The organism is Marinobacter nauticus ATCC 49840 (genome assembly GCF_000284615.1).
In the GTDB taxonomy this organism is placed as follows: Bacteria; Pseudomonadota; Gammaproteobacteria; order Pseudomonadales; family Oleiphilaceae; genus Marinobacter; species Marinobacter nauticus.
Genome location: NC_017067.1, coordinates 1,638,540 through 1,654,961 on the forward strand (window position 1 = coordinate 1,638,540; position 16,422 = coordinate 1,654,961).

At 57.6% G+C, this 16,422-nt stretch carries 15 protein-coding genes; 12 read left to right on the forward strand and 3 right to left on the reverse strand.

The features are described from left to right. Positions 1 to 170 precede the first annotated feature (170 nt). Together MARHY_RS07565 and xseA are read right to left on the reverse strand one after the other, a co-directional pair. Entirely contained in the window at positions 171 to 2,096 is a 1,926-nt protein-coding gene (locus MARHY_RS07565; protein WP_014421250.1) for a propionyl-CoA synthetase, read from the reverse strand. Positions 2,097 to 2,158: 62 nt separating this feature from the next. Then, positions 2,159 to 3,538 carry an exodeoxyribonuclease VII large subunit gene (gene xseA / locus MARHY_RS07570; protein WP_041654647.1) on the reverse strand — a complete coding sequence of 460 codons (1,380 nt, stop codon included), beginning with the start codon at positions 3,536 to 3,538 and terminating at the stop codon, positions 2,159 to 2,161. Positions 3,539 to 3,728: 190 nt separating this feature from the next. Between xseA and guaB the strand changes: the two genes are divergently transcribed. The 6 genes from guaB (at position 3,729) to MARHY_RS07600 (ending at position 10,165) form a co-directional block, all read left to right on the forward strand. Next, positions 3,729 to 5,192 (forward strand): IMP dehydrogenase, encoded by a 1,464-nt coding sequence (gene guaB / locus MARHY_RS07575; protein WP_022991076.1) that lies wholly within the window; start codon positions 3,729 to 3,731, stop codon positions 5,190 to 5,192. Positions 5,193 to 5,257: 65 nt separating this feature from the next. After that, positions 5,258 to 6,835, forward strand: a complete 1,578-nt coding sequence (gene guaA, locus MARHY_RS07580; RefSeq protein WP_014421253.1) for a glutamine-hydrolyzing GMP synthase — start codon at positions 5,258 to 5,260, stop codon at positions 6,833 to 6,835. A 21-nt stretch (positions 6,836 to 6,856) separates the two neighbouring features. Then, a complete protein-coding gene (tadA, locus tag MARHY_RS07585; protein WP_081496591.1) occupies positions 6,857 to 7,369 on the forward strand; it encodes a tRNA adenosine(34) deaminase TadA in 513 nt (170 codons plus the stop codon). Continuing rightward, positions 7,366 to 8,355 carry a UDP-glucose 4-epimerase GalE gene (gene galE, locus MARHY_RS07590; protein ID WP_014421255.1) on the forward strand — a complete coding sequence of 330 codons (990 nt, stop codon included), beginning with the start codon at positions 7,366 to 7,368 and terminating at the stop codon, positions 8,353 to 8,355. Before tadA ends, galE begins: the two co-directional genes overlap by 4 nt. Positions 8,356 to 8,388: 33 nt before the next feature. After that, positions 8,389 to 9,735, forward strand: coding sequence for a UDP-glucose dehydrogenase family protein (locus MARHY_RS07595; protein ID WP_014421256.1), 1,347 nt, complete (start codon positions 8,389 to 8,391; stop codon positions 9,733 to 9,735). A 19-nt stretch (positions 9,736 to 9,754) separates the two neighbouring features. After that, a complete protein-coding gene (locus tag MARHY_RS07600) occupies positions 9,755 to 10,165 on the forward strand; it encodes an HIT domain-containing protein (RefSeq protein ID WP_014421257.1) in 411 nt (136 codons plus the stop codon). 11 nt (positions 10,166 to 10,176) lie between these two features. Here MARHY_RS07600 and fabR read toward each other — a convergent pair whose 3' ends face one another. Further along, complete coding sequence (fabR, locus tag MARHY_RS07605) at positions 10,177 to 10,803, reverse strand: HTH-type transcriptional repressor FabR (RefSeq protein ID WP_014421258.1); 627 nt, start codon at positions 10,801 to 10,803, stop codon at positions 10,177 to 10,179. Between the two features lie 204 nt (positions 10,804 to 11,007). Between fabR and aspS the strand changes: the two genes are divergently transcribed. From aspS to tolQ, 6 genes are all read left to right on the forward strand, one after another. Then, entirely contained in the window at positions 11,008 to 12,807 is a 1,800-nt protein-coding gene (gene aspS / locus MARHY_RS07610; RefSeq protein WP_014421259.1) for an aspartate--tRNA ligase, read from the forward strand. A 69-nt stretch (positions 12,808 to 12,876) separates the two neighbouring features. Beyond that, positions 12,877 to 13,404 carry a crossover junction endodeoxyribonuclease RuvC gene (gene ruvC, locus MARHY_RS07615; RefSeq protein ID WP_011785189.1) on the forward strand — a complete coding sequence of 176 codons (528 nt, stop codon included), beginning with the start codon at positions 12,877 to 12,879 and terminating at the stop codon, positions 13,402 to 13,404. 30 nt (positions 13,405 to 13,434) lie between these two features. Beyond that, positions 13,435 to 14,064 (forward strand): Holliday junction branch migration protein RuvA, encoded by a 630-nt coding sequence (ruvA, locus tag MARHY_RS07620; RefSeq protein ID WP_014421260.1) that lies wholly within the window; start codon positions 13,435 to 13,437, stop codon positions 14,062 to 14,064. A 160-nt stretch (positions 14,065 to 14,224) separates the two neighbouring features. Continuing rightward, the gene (gene ruvB / locus MARHY_RS07625; RefSeq protein ID WP_011785187.1) at positions 14,225 to 15,256 is read left to right on the forward strand and encodes a Holliday junction branch migration DNA helicase RuvB; all 1,032 of its coding nucleotides are present in this window, start codon (positions 14,225 to 14,227) and stop codon (positions 15,254 to 15,256) included. Continuing rightward, complete coding sequence (gene ybgC, locus MARHY_RS07630) at positions 15,249 to 15,668, forward strand: tol-pal system-associated acyl-CoA thioesterase (protein WP_011785186.1); 420 nt, start codon at positions 15,249 to 15,251, stop codon at positions 15,666 to 15,668. The genes ruvB and ybgC overlap by 8 nt, the downstream gene beginning before the upstream one ends. Positions 15,669 to 15,706: 38 nt before the next feature. Continuing rightward, the gene (tolQ, locus tag MARHY_RS07635) at positions 15,707 to 16,396 is read left to right on the forward strand and encodes a protein TolQ (protein WP_011785185.1); all 690 of its coding nucleotides are present in this window, start codon (positions 15,707 to 15,709) and stop codon (positions 16,394 to 16,396) included. The last annotated feature ends 26 nt before the right edge of the window (positions 16,397 to 16,422 follow it).

The following is a 16,422-nucleotide window of genomic DNA, read 5'->3' on the forward strand; positions in this document are numbered from 1 at the left end:
CAGCAATTTTCAGTATAGACCGACTTTGAAAGGCGTCAATTGTTTTTTTTATGATCAGCAAGTGTTTTTTAATTGATAAAAAACAATAAGTTGTAATCAAAGTGAAACCCGGGGCTGCTCTCGACCAAGAGCGCCCCGGGTGTTCTGTGGCTCAGCGGATGGAGGTTTGATCAGCGACCGAATTTCTCGCTGATTTCTTCCAGAATGGCAGGGTCGTCGATGGTGCTGGGTACCGTGTACTCCTCGCCATCGGCAATCTGGCGAATAATACGTCGCAGGATCTTGCCGGAGCGGGTTTTGGGTAAACGGTCAACAACGATAGCCCGGCGGAAACAGGCAATAGCCCCGATCTTCTCGCGAACCATCTCTACCAGCTCCTCCTCCAGTTCATCCTGGTCAATGGTGGCGCCATCTTTGATCAGCACCAGGCCAACCGGAATCTGACCCTTCATATCGTCATGAGCGCCCACTACGCAGCATTCCGCGATCGCCGGATGGGATGCAACGACTTCTTCCATCTCGCCGGTAGAGAGCCGGTGCCCGGCGACGTTAATTACATCATCCGTCCGTCCCATGATGAAGACATAGCCGTCATCATCGATAAAACCACCGTCGCCGGAGCTGTAGAAGCCAGGGATTGGCTTGAGGTAGCTGTTCTGGAAGCGCTGGTCGTCGCCCCATACGGTCATCAGGCAGCCCGGCGGTAATGGCAGTTTGACTGCAACCTGGCCCTGTTCGCCCGCGGGTACCTGGCTGCCTTCCATGTCCACTACCTGAACGTTGAAGCCGGGTGAGGGCACGGTTGCAGAGCCGGGTTTCGTAGTCATCATTTCAATGCCGACCGGGTTGCAGCAAATGGCCCAGCCCGTTTCGGTCTGCCACCAGTGATCGAGGATGGGCAGCCCGGTATGCTCCTTCAGCCATTCATAGGTGGGTGGATCCAGGCGCTCGCCGGCCAGGAAAATCCGTTTGAGGGAGGAAACATCGTAGCGGCTCAACTGATCTGCTTCCGGGTCTTCCTTGCGCACTGCACGGAATGCGGTGGGCGCGGTAAACAGCATATTGACCTTGTGGTCCTGAACCACGCGCCAGAATGCGCCGGCATCCGGGGTTTTTACCGGTTTGCCCTCGTAAAAAATGGTGGTGCAGCCGGTAAAGAGCGGTGCATAAACAATGTAACTATGGCCTACCACCCAGCCAACATCTGAGGCCGCCCAGTAAACGTCTCCGGGTTTGGCGTCGTAGACCAGCTTCATGCTGTAAGTGAGGGCAACGGCGTGGCCCCCGTTGTCACGGACGACGCCTTTGGGTTTCCCGGTGGTACCGGAGGTGTAGAGAATATAAAGCGGGTCGTTGGCTTTGACGGGTACCGGTTCGGCCGGGGTGGCGTTGGCCACGATCTCGTTCCAGTCAAAGTCTCGGCCTTCCTGCATGGTTGCTTTGACCTGTGGCCGCTGGAATACCACGCACGCGTCCGGTTTGTGGCTGGATTGCTCTATAGCCTTGTCTACCAGCGGTTTGTATTCGATCACCTTGGTAACTTCGATGCCGCAGGAGGCGGTAATCAGTGCCTTGGGTTTGGCATCTTCAATGCGAACGGCCAGTTCGTGTGCTGCAAAACCGCCGAAGACCACCGAATGGACTGCGCCCAGCCTGGCGCAGGCCAGCATGGCGATGGCTGCCTGAGGAATCATCGGCATATAGATGATTACGCGGTCACCTTTTTCTACTCCGCGGGCACGCAGGGCGCCGGCGAACAGGGCAACTTCATCACGCAGTTCGTTGTAGGTGAATGACTGTTTGGTGTTGGTGACCGGGGAGTCATAAATCAGGGCTTTCTGGTCGCCGCGGCCGGCACGGATATTGGCATCCAGGGCTACGTCGCTGGTGTTCAGCTCACCGTCCGGAAACCACTCGCCATGGCCGTTATCGAGGGCGCGCCAGATCGTATTCGGGGCTTTGATCCAGTCGATGTGCTGCGCCTGCTCACGCCAGAAATCATCCCGCTGGTCAATGGACCGGCGAAATTCGGAGTTGTAGCTCATTGTGCTCCACCTCGGTTGTCCGTGTTGTTGTTTTTTCGTTGTTATCGACAACTTTAGGAGCTTTGAAATCCGGGGCTAGTAGACCATAGGCGTAGTTGCCAGGCTCTGCGGCTCTATTCGCTCGAAGAATTGATCTCTGTCACCCGGGCGGACACCGAGCCATGACCAAGTCTTGCGGTAATCTGACTGCCAGTTTCCAGATCACCAGCCTTGCGAACGATCCGGTCATTGTCGTCTTTGACGATGGCGTAGCCTCTTCCGAGGGTGGCCAGGGGGCTGACAACATGAAGGGTTTGTGCAATGTGCTGTAATCGCTCGTCTTTTTGGCGCAGCTGGTGACGGGTCGCGAGTGTCAGGCGTTCCTCGAGACGTTGGGTCTGTTCTCTTACCGTTTTTAGGGTTCGGCGTGGGGATTGTGCGCTCATCCTTTGAAGCAGGTAATCGGTTTTCTGCTTCTGCTGGTCCAGTCTGTCACGGATCGCCTTGTTCAGCCGCAGCTCAAGCTCATCCATGCGTTGCGCCTTTTCCAGTAGTTCCCGTCGAGGATCCCGGAGCCGGGCAGACAGGTGCCCCAACTGGTTATCCAGCCTTTGCAATAAGCGGCGTGCAGACTGGCCAAGACGCCCCTGCTGCTCGGTCAGTCGACGGAGCCAGTCCTGCTGGTCGGGCGAGATCTTCTCAGCGGCGGCCGACGGCGTGGGGGCTCTCAAGTCCGCGACAAAATCAGCAATGGTGACGTCGACCTCATGGCCAACGGCGCTGACGGTCGGGATGGGGCAGGCGGCAATGGCCCGCGCGACGGCTTCTTCGTTGAAGCACCACAAGTCTTCCAGGGAGCCGCCACCCCGGCCGATGATCAGGACATCGGCCAGACCATGCTGCTGCGCCCGGTCAATGGCCTGGACAATATCTGCGGTGGCCGGCTGGCCCTGGACGGCGGTGGGATAGAGCGTGACCGGAATAGCCGGGCAGCGCCGCTTGAGTACCGTCAGAATATCGTGGATGGCGGCGCCAGTTGGCGAGGTAACCACGCCAATATGTCTGGGCGTGGCGGGAATCGGTTTCTTTCGGGCCGGGTCAAACAGGCCTTCGCCCTGGAGTCTCGCTTTGAGGGCCTCGAAAGCCTGCTGGAGGGCGCCCAACCCAGCGGGCTCGAGGTGTTCCACGATGATCTGGAAATCCCCGCGGTTCTCGTACAGGGTCACCTTGCCGCGAATCCGGATCTGGTCACCTTCCCGGGGCAGGGTGCGGATGCGCTGGTTGGCGCCACGGAACATGGCGCAGCGGATCTGGCATTTCTGATCCTTGAGTGAGAAATACCAGTGCCCTGACGAGGGTCTGGAAAAGCCCGAGAGTTCTCCCTCCACCCAGACCTGCATAAAGCTTGATTCCAGCAGGTGGCGCGCCTGGTGGTTGAGCTCACTGACTGTGAGTGCTCGTGGGCGGGTGTCCGGATAAGGGGTGCTCACAGGGCGGGCTCCAGGATTATTCATAAGCAATAGCCGAAAGAGATGGCCAAAAATAACGGAAATTCAAAAAGATGCAACCAAATGGCAAAAACCGCGCGGTTTACTGTCCTTACGCACCACTTTATAATAGATCGATTAAGGATTTTGCTTTGTCGCACCGCCGCGGGTGCGGCACGGAAATTCCCAACTTAGCATGTTCAAAAGGCGGATCCCAATGCTGCGTATTGCCGAAGAAGCCCTCACGTTTGACGACGTTCTGCTCGTGCCCGGATATTCTGAAGTTCTCCCTCACCAGGTCGACCTGAAAACCCAGCTGACCAAGGGTATTACCCTGAATATTCCGCTGGTCTCGGCGGCCATGGATACGGTAACCGAGGCGGAGCTGGCCATCGCCATGGCCCAGGAAGGCGGTATCGGTATCATGCACAAGAACATGACGGTGGAGCAGCAGGCGGCTGCGGTCCGCAAGGTCAAGAAGTTCGAAAGTGGTGTGGTCAAGGATCCGATCACCGTATCTCCGGGTACCACCGTGCGTGAGCTGGTCGATATCACCATGGCCAACAATATCTCCGGCCTCCCGGTTGTCGATGGCAATGACCTTGTCGGTATCGTGACTGGCCGTGATATCCGTTTTGAAAGCCGCATGGATACCCCCGTCCGGGACATTATGACGCCCAAGGACAAGCTTGTTACCGTCAAGGAAGGCGCCGATCTGGAAGAAGTAAAAGAGCTTCTGCATCGTCACCGCATTGAAAAAGTTCTGGTGGTAAACGATGAGTTCCAGCTTCGTGGCCTGATCACGGTAAAAGACATTCAGAAAGCCAAGGACTATCCGCTGGCGTGCAAGGACGAGCAGGGGCGCCTGCGAGTTGGCGCCGCGGTCAGCACCGGTGGCGACACCGAAGCTCGCGTAGCCGCACTGGCAGAAGCCGGGGTGGATGTGATCGTGGTGGATACCGCCCATGGCCATTCCAGGGGCGTGATCGATCGGGTTCGCTGGGTGAAACAAAACTACCCGGATGTTCAGGTCATTGGCGGCAATATCGCCACCAGTGATGCTGCCATCGCCCTGGCCGAAGCTGGCGCAGACGCCGTGAAGGTAGGTATTGGCCCCGGTTCCATCTGTACCACCCGGATCGTTGCCGGCATTGGTGTGCCCCAGATTTCTGCCGTTTCCAATGTCGCCGCTGCCCTGAAGGACCGCGGTGTGCCACTGATTGCAGACGGCGGTATCCGCTTTTCCGGAGACATCGCCAAGGCTATTGCTGCTGGCGCTCACTGCGTCATGATCGGCAGCCTGCTGGCAGGCACCGATGAGGCTCCGGGTGAAGTCGAACTGTTCCAGGGCCGCAGCTACAAAGCGTATCGCGGCATGGGCTCTATCGGCGCCATGGGGCAGGGTTCCAGCGACCGTTATTTCCAGGATGCCAGCAAAGGCATCGAGAAACTGGTGCCGGAGGGCATTGAAGGCCGTGTGGCCTGCAAAGGCCCGATGCGTAATATCGTGCATCAACTGGTTGGCGGTATTCGGGCCTCCATGGGCTACACCGGTAGCGCCACCATGGACGAAATGCGTACCAAGCCCGAGTTTGTTCGCATTACCAATGCCGGTATGCGTGAGAGTCACGTTCACGATGTGACCATCACCAAAGAAGCGCCCAACTACCGAATCGGTTAATCTTTGCCTGATCAGACGCGGCCCGGTTTCCGGGCCGCGTTGTTTCTTTACAGCCCGAGGACTCCATGGCCCAGAACATTCACGACCACCGTATCCTGATTCTCGATTTCGGTTCCCAGTACACCCAGTTGATCGCTCGTCGCGTTCGTGAAATCGGGGTTTACTGCGAGATCAAGGCATTCGATATCACCGATGACGAACTTAACGAGTTCAATCCCAAGGGTATTATTCTGGCGGGCGGCCCGGAATCGGTCACCCAGCTCGGTGGCCCGCGTGCCCCGGAAGGTCTGTTCGATCGTGGTATTCCGGTGCTGGGTATCTGCTACGGCATGCAGACCATGGCAGAGCAGCTTGGCGGTCGGGTAGCCAGTTCCGAGAAGCGGGAGTTTGGTTACGCCCAGGTGAAAGTGCGGGCCAAGGGACCATTGCTGGCGGATATCACAGACCACCTGACACCGGCCGGTGAGTCCCTGCTGGATGTGTGGATGAGCCACGGTGATAAAGTAGTGGCCATGCCGGAAGGTTTTGAACTGCTGGCTTCCACTGAAAGTGCGCCGATTGCAGCTATGCAGGATCTGAGCCGCGGCCTGTTCGGTGTTCAGTTTCACCCGGAAGTGACGCATACGCTGCAAGGCAAGCGTATTCTGGAACACTTCGTGATGACCATCTGTGGCTGCGAAGCCCTCTGGACGCCGGCGAAAATCGTGGATGACGCGGTTCGTCAGATCCGCGAGCAGGTCGGCAGCGACAAGGTGTTGCTGGGCTTGTCCGGTGGTGTGGATTCTTCGGTTACGGCGGCGTTGTTGCATAAAGCCATCGGTGACCAGCTTACCTGCGTGTTCGTGGACAACGGCCTGCTGCGCCTGCACGAAGGCGATCAGGTGATGGACATGTTTGCCAGTAACATGGGCGTTAAGGTTATCCGTGTAGACGCTGAAGACCTGTTCCTGTCCAAGCTCAAGGGCGTGAACGATCCGGAGCAGAAGCGCAAGATCATCGGTAATACCTTCATTGACGTGTTCGACGACGAAGCGGCCAATATCAAAGACGTGAACTGGCTTGCCCAGGGCACAATTTACCCGGACGTGATTGAATCTGCGGCGTCCAAGACCGGTAAAGCTCACGTCATCAAGTCCCATCATAATGTGGGTGGCCTGCCGGAAACCATGAAAATGAAGCTGGTCGAGCCCCTGCGCGAGCTGTTTAAAGACGAAGTGCGCAGGATCGGCCTTGAGCTGGGCCTGCCATATGACATGGTGTATCGCCATCCATTCCCGGGGCCTGGGCTGGGCGTTCGTATCCTCGGCGAGGTCAAGAAAGAGTATGCGGACATTCTGCGTCGTGCCGACGCGATCTTCCTGGAAGAACTGCATCGTGCTGACCTGTACCACAAGACCAGTCAGGCGTTTGCCGTCTTCCTGCCGGTGAAATCGGTGGGTGTAGTTGGTGATGCCCGTCGCTATGAATATGTCATTGCGATTCGCGCGGTTGAAACCGTCGACTTCATGACGGCTCGCTGGGCGCGCCTGCCATATGAATTGCTTGAAACGGTGTCAAACCGGATTATCAACGAAATCTCCGGTGTTTCGCGGGTAACCTACGACATCTCCTCCAAGCCGCCTGCAACCATTGAGTGGGAATAATCGGCTGGGAGCTGTTTGACGGTGACGACAGCCGCTAAGGATGAATTGTGGATGGCCCGGGCGCTGGCTCTGGCCAGCCAGGCGGATGCTGTCGGTGAAGTGCCGGTAGGGGCCGTGGTTGTGCTTGACGGCAAGGAAGTGGGTGCGGGCTTCAATGCACCGATTTCCGGCTGTGACCCTACGGCCCATGCGGAAATCCGGGCGTTACGGGATGCGGCGGCCCGGGTTGGCAATTATCGATTGGCCGGTGCCACCTTGTACGTGACACTGGAGCCCTGCACCATGTGTGTCGGCGCGATCGTTCACAGCCGCGTCAGCCGGTTGGTATTTGGCGCTCTGGAGCCCAAGGCCGGCGCTGTGGAATCAGCCAGGCGAACCCTGGAAGAGCCGCACCTGAACTGGCGGGTAGAGGTTTCCGCCGGGGTGATGGCAGAGCAGTGTGGTCAGGTGATATCTGAATTTTTCAGCCGGCGTCGCCGTGAAATCCGGCAACGTCGCAAACAACACTCAGGGAAGGGAAGCGAAGCTCCATGAAAGTATTGGTAACGGGTGGCGCCGGGTATATTGGCAGTCACGTTGTGCGTCAACTGGCGGCGGCAGGTCACGACATTGTCGTTTTTGATAACTTGTCTACCGGATATCGCTGGGCCGTGACCGCCGGCGAGTTGGTGGTGGGTGATCTCGCCGATGAGCAGGCGCTTGAAGCGGTGTTCTCCGAACACGGATTCGAGGCGGTGCTGCATTTTGCCGCCAATATTGTGGTGCCGGAGTCGGTTGCCAACCCCCTCAAGTATTACAGCAATAACACCCGTAACACCCTGAATCTTCTCAAGATGGTTGAGCTCTATCAGGTTCCCTACATGGTGTTTTCCTCCACCGCAGCGGTTTACGGTATGCCCGAACAAACCGTACTGACGGAAGACCTTCCGCTGGCGCCCATCAACCCCTACGGTGCCTCGAAAATGATGAGCGAGCGCATGATGATGGACCTCGCCGCCGCCAGCAATCTGAATTACGTGATCCTGCGCTATTTCAACGTGGCCGGTGCTAATCCGGACGGCTTGTTGGGGCAGGCAACGCCGGAGGCAACGCACCTGATCAAGGTTGCCTGCGAGTGCGTGACCGGGCAGAGAGATGGCATGAGCGTGTTTGGCACCGACTACGAGACCCGTGACGGCACCTGTGTCCGCGACTACATCCATGTGGAAGATCTGGCCAAGGCCCATGTTATGGCGCTGGATTATATGGCCAAAGGCGGCGAGTCTCAGGTGCTTAATTGCGGCTATGGCCGTGGCTTCACCGTGCGTGAAGTGATTGATGTGGTGAAAGCCGAGTCCGGTGTTGACTTCCCGGTACAGGAAACCGGACGCCGAGCCGGTGACCCGGCGGCGCTGATGGCTGACAATACACGGATCAAGGGCGTGCTGGGCTGGCAGCCGGATTTTGATGATCTGAATACCATTGTGCGGACGGCGCTGGCCTGGGAAAAGATCTGGCAGCAAAAGAAAGCAGGCCACTGACAGTTTTCATTCTAAATTTTCAGGAAAAGTTGCATGAAGATTACGATTTTCGGAACCGGTTATGTCGGCCTTGTGACCGGCGCCTGTCTGGCGGATGTCGGACACCAGGTGCTCTGCATGGATGTGGATCAAGGCAAGATCGAAAAGCTGAAGAACGGCCAGATTCCTATTTACGAGCCAGGCCTGGACAACATCGTCAGGCACACCGTAGAGGCTGGTCGCCTTTCGTTTACCACGGACACTGAGGAAGCGGTCAAACACGGCACCCTTCAGTTTATCGCCGTTGGCACGCCGCCAGATGAAGATGGTTCTGCGGACCTGCAGTACGTTCTGGCAGTCGCAAAATCAATCGGCCAGCACATGGAGGATTACAAGGTGGTGGTGGATAAGTCCACCGTACCGGTCGGGACTGGTGACAAGGTCAAGGCGGCGGTTCGTGCCCAGTTGGACAAGCGGGGGCTGGAACTGGATTTTGATGTTGTGTCCAATCCGGAATTCCTGAAGGAAGGCGCTGCCATCAACGATTTCATGAAGCCGGACCGGATTGTGGTGGGTACCGAGAGCGAAAAGGCGGCGGATTTGTTGCGGGAAGTGTATTACCCGTTCAACCGTAACCACGATCGCATGATCTTCATGGACATCCGTTCTGCTGAGCTGACCAAGTACGCGGCCAATGCCATGCTGGCTACCAAGATCAGCTTCATGAACGAAGTGGCAAACCTGGCCGAGCGGCTGGGCGCGGATATTGAAGAAGTGCGCCGGGGTATCGGTTCTGATCCGCGTATCGGTTACCACTTTATCTACCCGGGGTGCGGTTACGGCGGTTCCTGCTTCCCGAAAGATGTGCAGGCCCTGGCCCGCACCGCCCGCGACTGCGACTACGAGTCCAAGCTGCTGAACGCGGTGGAAGCAGTGAACTATGCCCAGAAGCATGTGCTGTTCGACAAGGTCTCGCACTACTTTCAGGGTGATCTGAAGGGCAAGACCGTGGCGCTCTGGGGTCTGGCGTTCAAGCCCAACACAGATGACATGCGCGAAGCATCTTCCCGCACCCTGATGGAAGATCTCTGGAAAGCCGGTGCGAAGGTGCAGGCTTTCGATCCGGAAGCCATGGAGGAAACCCAGCGCATCTACGGGGATCATGAGGGACTGACTTTGTGCGGTACCAAGGAACAGGCGTTGAAGGGTGCTGACGTATTGGTGATCTGCACCGAGTGGAAAGAGTTCCGCTCACCGGACTTTGATGTGATTGCCTCAACCCTGAGTGAGCCGGTGGTGTTTGATGGTCGCAACCTGTACGAGCCGGAAATGCTGGATCGTCATGGCCTGATCTACTACGCCATTGGACGCGGCCGTAACCAGTTCCATTCAGCGGTCTGACGGCCCGGGAGGGGTGTTGATGTTCCAGCTTCACGAGCGTTTGGCGGCAGATACCCACAAGCTGGGGGAAAGCCGTCTGTGTGATGTCTTGCTGATGAACGACAACACCTGGCCCTGGGTTATCCTGGTACCCCGCGTATCAGGCATTCGGGAAATCTATGAGTTGCCGAACGAGCAGCAGCAACGTCTGCTGTTCGAGTCCTCTGCATTTAGTGAGGGGATGATGGAACTGTTCGGTGGCGACAAAATGAATGTGGCAGCGCTGGGCAATATGGTGCCCCAGTTGCACTTGCATCATATTGTCCGCTATCAGGGCGACCCGGCCTGGCCGGGTCCGGTGTGGGGCAAGCGGCCTCCTGTACCTTACACAGAAGAGCAGCTAGCCAGTGTGAAAGCAAAGCTGCAGCCGCTACTTGAGCAACTTGCCTAAGATTTAGTAGCTCAATCCAGACCCTGCTGCCACTGGGCCAAGGTCTGGGAACCCACCAGAATCATTCTCAGCTCGGTTTTCAATTTCTGCTTGAGTTCTTCTCGCTCTTTCGGGGTTGCATCCAGCGCCTCGGCGCCTTGATTGAAGACCAGTGTGACCATGGCTTCGGCGACAATCCTGGCTTCCGCCAGGGGTTTGTTCTGTTCGTCGGCAAACCGGCCAAGATCGTCGGCCAGCTCCGTTACGAAATGGTCGATTTCTGCTTTCACCGCCGTCCGGAAAGGCTTGGATACGCCGGTGCGCTCCCTCAGCATCAGGCGGAACAGGTTGGCGTTGTTCCCCAGGTACTCCATGAAGGTGTCCACCGAAGTGGAAATCGCACTGCCGTCCCGGGCAATACGTTTACGGGCCTGGCGCATCAGCTGCCGCAGGGCCACGCCGCCTTCGTCCACCAGGGCCAGGCCAAGCTCGTCCAGCTCGGCGAAGTGCCGATAAAAGGATGTGGGGGCAATGCCGGCCTCCCGGGCGACTTCCCGCAAACTCAGGCTGCCAAAGCCCCGGTCTGCGCTCAGTTGGGCGAGGGCAGCGTCCATCAGTGCTCGACGGGTTTTCAGTTTCTGTTCCGCTCGGGTGGCCAACGTCTTACTCCATGGTCCGGTCAAACCATGCATTCTAGCCCCCGGTTTTTTGATAGTCATCCCGCTGCCGGATATCCGGTGTCAATTCTGTTTCCGGACGCCTGATTTTCAAAGCCATTGTGTTTATAATGGGCGGCTTTTCGGCTATAGCCGCCCAAATTCTTTGATTCAACGCGAACACATTCAGAACGAACGGGAACCGATATGCGCAGTCATTATTGCGGTGGGATTAACGAATCTCACATCGATCAGGAAGTCACACTCTGCGGATGGGTACACCGCCGCCGTGACCACGGTGGGGTCATCTTTCTGGATCTGCGAGATCGGGATGGCATGTCTCAGGTTGTGGTCGATCCGGACACCCCTGAAAGTTTTGCTCTGGCGGAGAAAGTCCGCAGCGAATTTGTTATCAAGGTGACCGGCCGCGTTCGTCGTCGCCCCGCGGGTACCGAGAACAACAACATGCCCACTGGCCAGGTCGAGCTGTTGGGCAAAGAGCTGGTCATTCTGAACGCAGCCGCCACCCCGCCGTTCCCGCTGGATGAGCACGTCGACGTGGGCGAGGATGTTCGCCTGCGGTACCGTTTCGTAGATCTGCGTCGCCCGGAGATGATCAACCGTCTGCGGTTCCGTTCCCGTGTGACCAGTTACATCCGGAACTTCCTGGACAGCCGCGGATTCATGGATGTGGAAACCCCGATCCTGACCCGTGCCACCCCGGAAGGTGCCCGTGACTACCTGGTACCGAGCCGTACCCACGAAGGTTCCTTCTTCGCTCTGCCACAGTCGCCGCAGCTGTTCAAACAGTTGCTGATGGTGTCTGGTGTAGATCGCTACTACCAGATTGCCAAGTGTTTCCGCGATGAAGATCTGCGTGCCGATCGTCAGCCCGAGTTTACCCAGGTGGACATCGAGGCTTCTTTCATCGATGAAGAAACCCTGATGGGCCTGAACGAGGAAATGATTCGTTCCCTGTTCAAGGATGTGCTGGATGTTGAGCTGCCGGAGTTTCCGCGCATGCCGTATTCTGAAGCCATGCAGCGTTACGGCAGCGACAAGCCGGACCTGCGTATCCCTCTGGAACTTCAGGATGTGGGTGATCTGGTGGAAAGCGTGGACTTCAAGGTGTTCGCAGGTCCCGCCAAAGATCCGAAGGGCCGTGTCGCCGCACTGCGGGTGCCCAAGGGTGCCGAGCTTACCCGTAAACAGATTGATGACTACACCAAGTTTGTTGGTATCTACGGTGCCAAGGGCCTGGCCTACATCAAGGTAAACGAACTGACCAAGGGTGCCGAAGGCCTGCAGTCGCCAATCGTGAAGTTCCTGGGTGACGACGTTGCGCTGGCCATCATGGAACGCGTAGGTGCAGAAGACGGCGATATTGTCTTCTTCGGCGCCGATAAGGCTACCGTCGTGAATGAAGCCCTGGGCGCCCTGCGCATCAAGGTAGGTCACGACCTCAACATGCTTACCTGCGAGTGGGCACCAATGTGGGTTGTTGACTTCCCGATGTTCGAGGAACTGCCGGATGGCAATCTGACCGCTATCCACCACCCGTTCACGGCGCCGTCCTGCAGCCCGGAAGAGCTGGCAGCAGACCCGGCGAACGCCTTGTCCCGCGCCTATGACATGGTGCTCAATGGTACCGAGCTGGGCGGTGGTTCTATCCGTATCCACGACGAGAAAATGCAGGAAGCGGTGTTCCGTATCCTGGGTATCGGAGAGGAAGAGGCTCGTGCCAAGTTTGGCTTCCTGCTGGATGCCCTGAAATTTGGTTGCCCGCCTCACGGTGGTCTGGCCTTTGGTCTGGATCGTCTGGTGATGCTGATGACCGGTTCTTCGTCAATCCGCGACGTCATCGCTTTCCCGAAAACCCAGAGCGCCACCTGTCTGATGACTCAGGCGCCGGGCGAGGTAGACGAGAAGCAGCTGAAGGAGCTGCATATTCGTCTGCGCCGTTCTGCTAAAGCCGTTGAAGGCAACAAGGCAGAAAATAAAGAGTAAAGGCACGATGCCGGAGGTGGCGCGCCATCTCCGGCACGGCCAGACTCTCTCACTTCCGAGGGTAGGCGGATGGCAATCATCCTGGGGGTAGACCCCGGCTCCCGCATCACCGGTTACGGTCTTATTCGTTCTGAAGGCCGGCTTCTTGAGTACCTCGACAGTGGCTGCATCCGAGTAGGTGAAAAGCCAATGGCGGAGAGGCTGCAGACTATTTTCCACAGTCTCGCCGTGCTGATTGGCGAATATCGCCCGGAGGAGTTCGCTATTGAGCAGGTGTTCATGGCGCGCAACCCGGACTCGGCCCTGAAGCTCGGTCAGGCAAGGGGAGCTGCAATCGTCAGTGCCGCCAACAGCGGCCTGGCGGTCCATGAGTATTCTGCCCGGCAGGTGAAGCAGGCGGTGGTGGGTACTGGTGGAGCGGATAAATCCCAGGTGCAGCACATGGTGCAGGCGCTTCTGGGGCTGTCCCGAAAACCACAGGCGGATGCCGCCGATGCCCTGGCCATAGCCCTGTGCCATGCCCATATGAACCAGAGTGTATTACGTATGGCCAGGACCGGAGGTAAGGTCAGAAGCGGCCGCGTACGCCAACCATAAGCGGCGGTTTGCCGCGACAGGAGAGCCGGTTTGATTGGTCGAATCCGAGGAATGCTGATTGAAAAGTCTCCCGGGCAGGCGCTGGTGGAATGTTCCGGCCTGGGTTACGAAATTGACATTCCCTACACCACGTTTTTTCATCTGCCCGAGACCGGGCAGGAAGTAACCCTTCATACCCATTTCGCCGTTCGTGAAGACGCCCAGAGCCTTTATGGTTTTGCCTCCCGTCTGGATCGAAATCTGTTCCGGCTGCTGATCAAGGTTAACGGTGTTGGCCCCAAACTTGCTGTGGGCATTCTGTCGGGCCTGGATGCTCAGCAATTCATCCGCTGTGTCGAGGCTCGGGACGCGAATTCGCTGGTGAAACTGCCCGGTGTCGGCAAAAAAACGGCCGAGAGGCTGTTGATTGAAATGGCCGACAGGATAGGGCAGCTGGAAGGGCAGTTCGTCCCGTCTCAGCCCGATGTGCCGACTGGAGCCGGGGCGGCTATGGCGAGTCAGGCTGGACCTGACCCACGTGAGGAGGCGGAGGCCGCATTGATTGCGCTTGGCTACAAGCCCCAGGAGGCGGCCAAGGCGATCAGCAAGGTGGCCGGCCCGGATATGAACAGCGAAACGCTGATACGTCTGGCCCTGAAGAATATGATTCCCGCCGGGTAACAACCCGGCGTTTTTGTGTCGGCTATGGCCACAGAACCATGACACCAATGTGTATAGAGCGTAACGTGACTCATAAGCGCCCCTTTGTACAATTGGTGCAACCTGACTTACAGGGTGAGCCAGCGGGCATGTTGTTTATTCCCAGCAAGCGGATAATGCGATGATTGAATCGGACCGATTGATATCGGCCAAGGCCGGAGAATATGAGGAAGTGCATGATCGGGCCATCCGTCCGACGTTGCTTTCCGAGTATGTGGGCCAGCCTACGGTACGCGAACAGATGGAGATTTTTATCTCCGCTGCCCGGGGCCGCCAGGAAGCGCTGGATCATGTGCTGATTTTCGGCCCTCCCGGGCTTGGTAAAACCACTCTGGCCAACATCATTGCCAATGAGATGGGTGTCTCGATCAAGACGACGTCCGGCCCGGTACTGGAAAAGGCCGGAGACCTGGCTGCCATGCTCACCAACCTCGAGGAAGGTGACGTCCTGTTTATCGACGAGATCCATCGCCTGAGTGCGGCGGTGGAGGAAGTGCTCTATCCGGCCATGGAAGACTATCAGCTGGATATCATGATTGGTGAAGGGCCAGCTGCACGGTCTATCAAGCTGGATCTGCCGCCGTTTACGCTGGTGGGGGCAACCACACGTGCTGGTCTGCTGACGTCTCCGCTGCGAGACCGGTTCGGCATTGTCCAGCGCCTGGAGTTCTACAATCACCAGGACCTCACCCATATCATTACCCGTTCGGCCCGGCTGTCGTCGGTGGAAATCGACGAGGCAGGGGCGTTCGAGATTGCCCGTCGGTCCCGGGGAACGCCAAGGATTGCCAACCGGTTGTTGCGGCGAGTCAGGGATTTTGCCGAAGTGCGCTCCAACGGCCATATCACTGCGGATATCGCCGACCAGGCACTCAACATGTTGAAAGTGGACAGCCAAGGGTTCGACCACATGGACCGTCGCTTGTTGCTCGCCATGATCGAGAAATTTGATGGTGGCCCGGTGGGTGTGGAGAGTCTGGCGGCCGCAATCAGTGAGGAGCGGGGTACCATTGAGGACGTACTGGAGCCATTCCTGATTCAGCAGGGATACATGGTGCGTACACCGAGAGGGCGTATGGTGACGTCGAATGCCTACCAGCATTTCGGAGTAGTGCCGCCCAGATCCGGCCGGGAGGACGACCTTTTTGAGTGATCCCTCTGCCAGCTTTGAACTGCCGGTTCGGGTCTACATAGAAGATACGGATGCCGGTGGCATTGTTTTTCATGCCAAATACCTGCACTACATGGAGCGTGCCAGAACGGAGTGGGTCCGTAGCCAGGGCGTTGGGCTTCGTGCGGGGCTGGAGCACAACATCAGTTACGTGGTGCAAAAGATGAATCTGCACTTCCGGATGCCCGCGAAGCTGGATGATCAGTTGCTGGTTACAGCTGAACTGAAAGCCGCATCCCGGGTCTGGATGGGCTTTCGGCAATGCGTGTATCGGGCGGATGATCGGCAGTTACTGTGTGATGCAGACGTCCGTGTGGCCTGTGTTGCACTGGATACCGGCAAGCCCCGACGTCTTCCGGAAAATATGCAGGAAATTCTTAAGAATTTCGTATAATTTGTTGAAAGATTTACAAAACTACTTGGGAGTGAACAGTGGAAACGGAACTGTCAGTCTGGCATCTGATTGCGAATGCAGGGATATTGGTGCAGTTGGTCATGCTGTTGCTGATGCTGGCATCGGTCGTCTCCTGGGCTCTGATTTTCCAGCGCCTGCAGGTCTTCCGGAAAGCCCGTCAGGCTCAGTTGGAATTTGAGGACCGGTTCTGGTCCGGCATGGATCTGGGCCAGCTATACAAAGAAGTGAGTGCGGAGCCAACGCCGTTTTCCGGTATGGAGTCTGTGTTCCGGGCAGGGTTCAAAGAGTTCTCCCGCCTTCGTCAGCAGAGCCGGGATGCCGACGCGGTGATGGAAGGTACCCAAAGGGCCATGCGCGTGGCTTTTTCCCGGGAGCAGGAGCGCCTGGAAACCCATCTGCCGTTCCTGGCCACGGTCGGTTCCACCAGTCCCTACGTTGGCCTGTTCGGTACCGTGTGGGGCATCATGAACTCCTTCCGCGGTCTGGCGCAGGTGCAACAGGCCACGCTGGCTACGGTGGCGCCGGGTATCTCTGAGGCGTTGATTGCCACGGCCATGGGCCTGTTCGCGGCCATCCCTGCGGTCATTGCCTATAACCGGTTCTCGGCCATGTCCGACGCCTTGCTGAAGAACTATGAAACCTTTGCGGAAGAGTTTTCCAGCATTCTGCATCGCCGGGTCCACAACAGTGATCAGGCCGCAGCATAAGTTGCCATCTGGCGGTAACAGGAGTG

Bases quoted from the DNA above. Each gene is read 5' to 3' on its own strand.
- xseA (WP_041654647.1), bottom strand. From the start codon at position 3,538: ATGAATAATCCTGGAGCCCGCCCTGTGAGCACCCCTTATCCGGACACC.
- guaB (WP_022991076.1), top strand. From the start codon at position 3,729: ATGCTGCGTATTGCCGAAGAAGCCCTCACGTTTGACGACGTTCTGCTC.
- guaA (WP_014421253.1), top strand. From the start codon at position 5,258: ATGGCCCAGAACATTCACGACCACCGTATCCTGATTCTCGATTTCGGT.
- galE (WP_014421255.1), top strand. From the start codon at position 7,366: ATGAAAGTATTGGTAACGGGTGGCGCCGGGTATATTGGCAGTCACGTT.
- MARHY_RS07595 (WP_014421256.1), top strand. From the start codon at position 8,389: ATGAAGATTACGATTTTCGGAACCGGTTATGTCGGCCTTGTGACCGGC.
- MARHY_RS07600 (WP_014421257.1), top strand. From the start codon at position 9,755: ATGTTCCAGCTTCACGAGCGTTTGGCGGCAGATACCCACAAGCTGGGG.
- aspS (WP_014421259.1), top strand. From the start codon at position 11,008: ATGCGCAGTCATTATTGCGGTGGGATTAACGAATCTCACATCGATCAG.
- ruvC (WP_011785189.1), top strand. From the start codon at position 12,877: ATGGCAATCATCCTGGGGGTAGACCCCGGCTCCCGCATCACCGGTTAC.
- ruvB (WP_011785187.1), top strand. From the start codon at position 14,225: ATGATTGAATCGGACCGATTGATATCGGCCAAGGCCGGAGAATATGAG.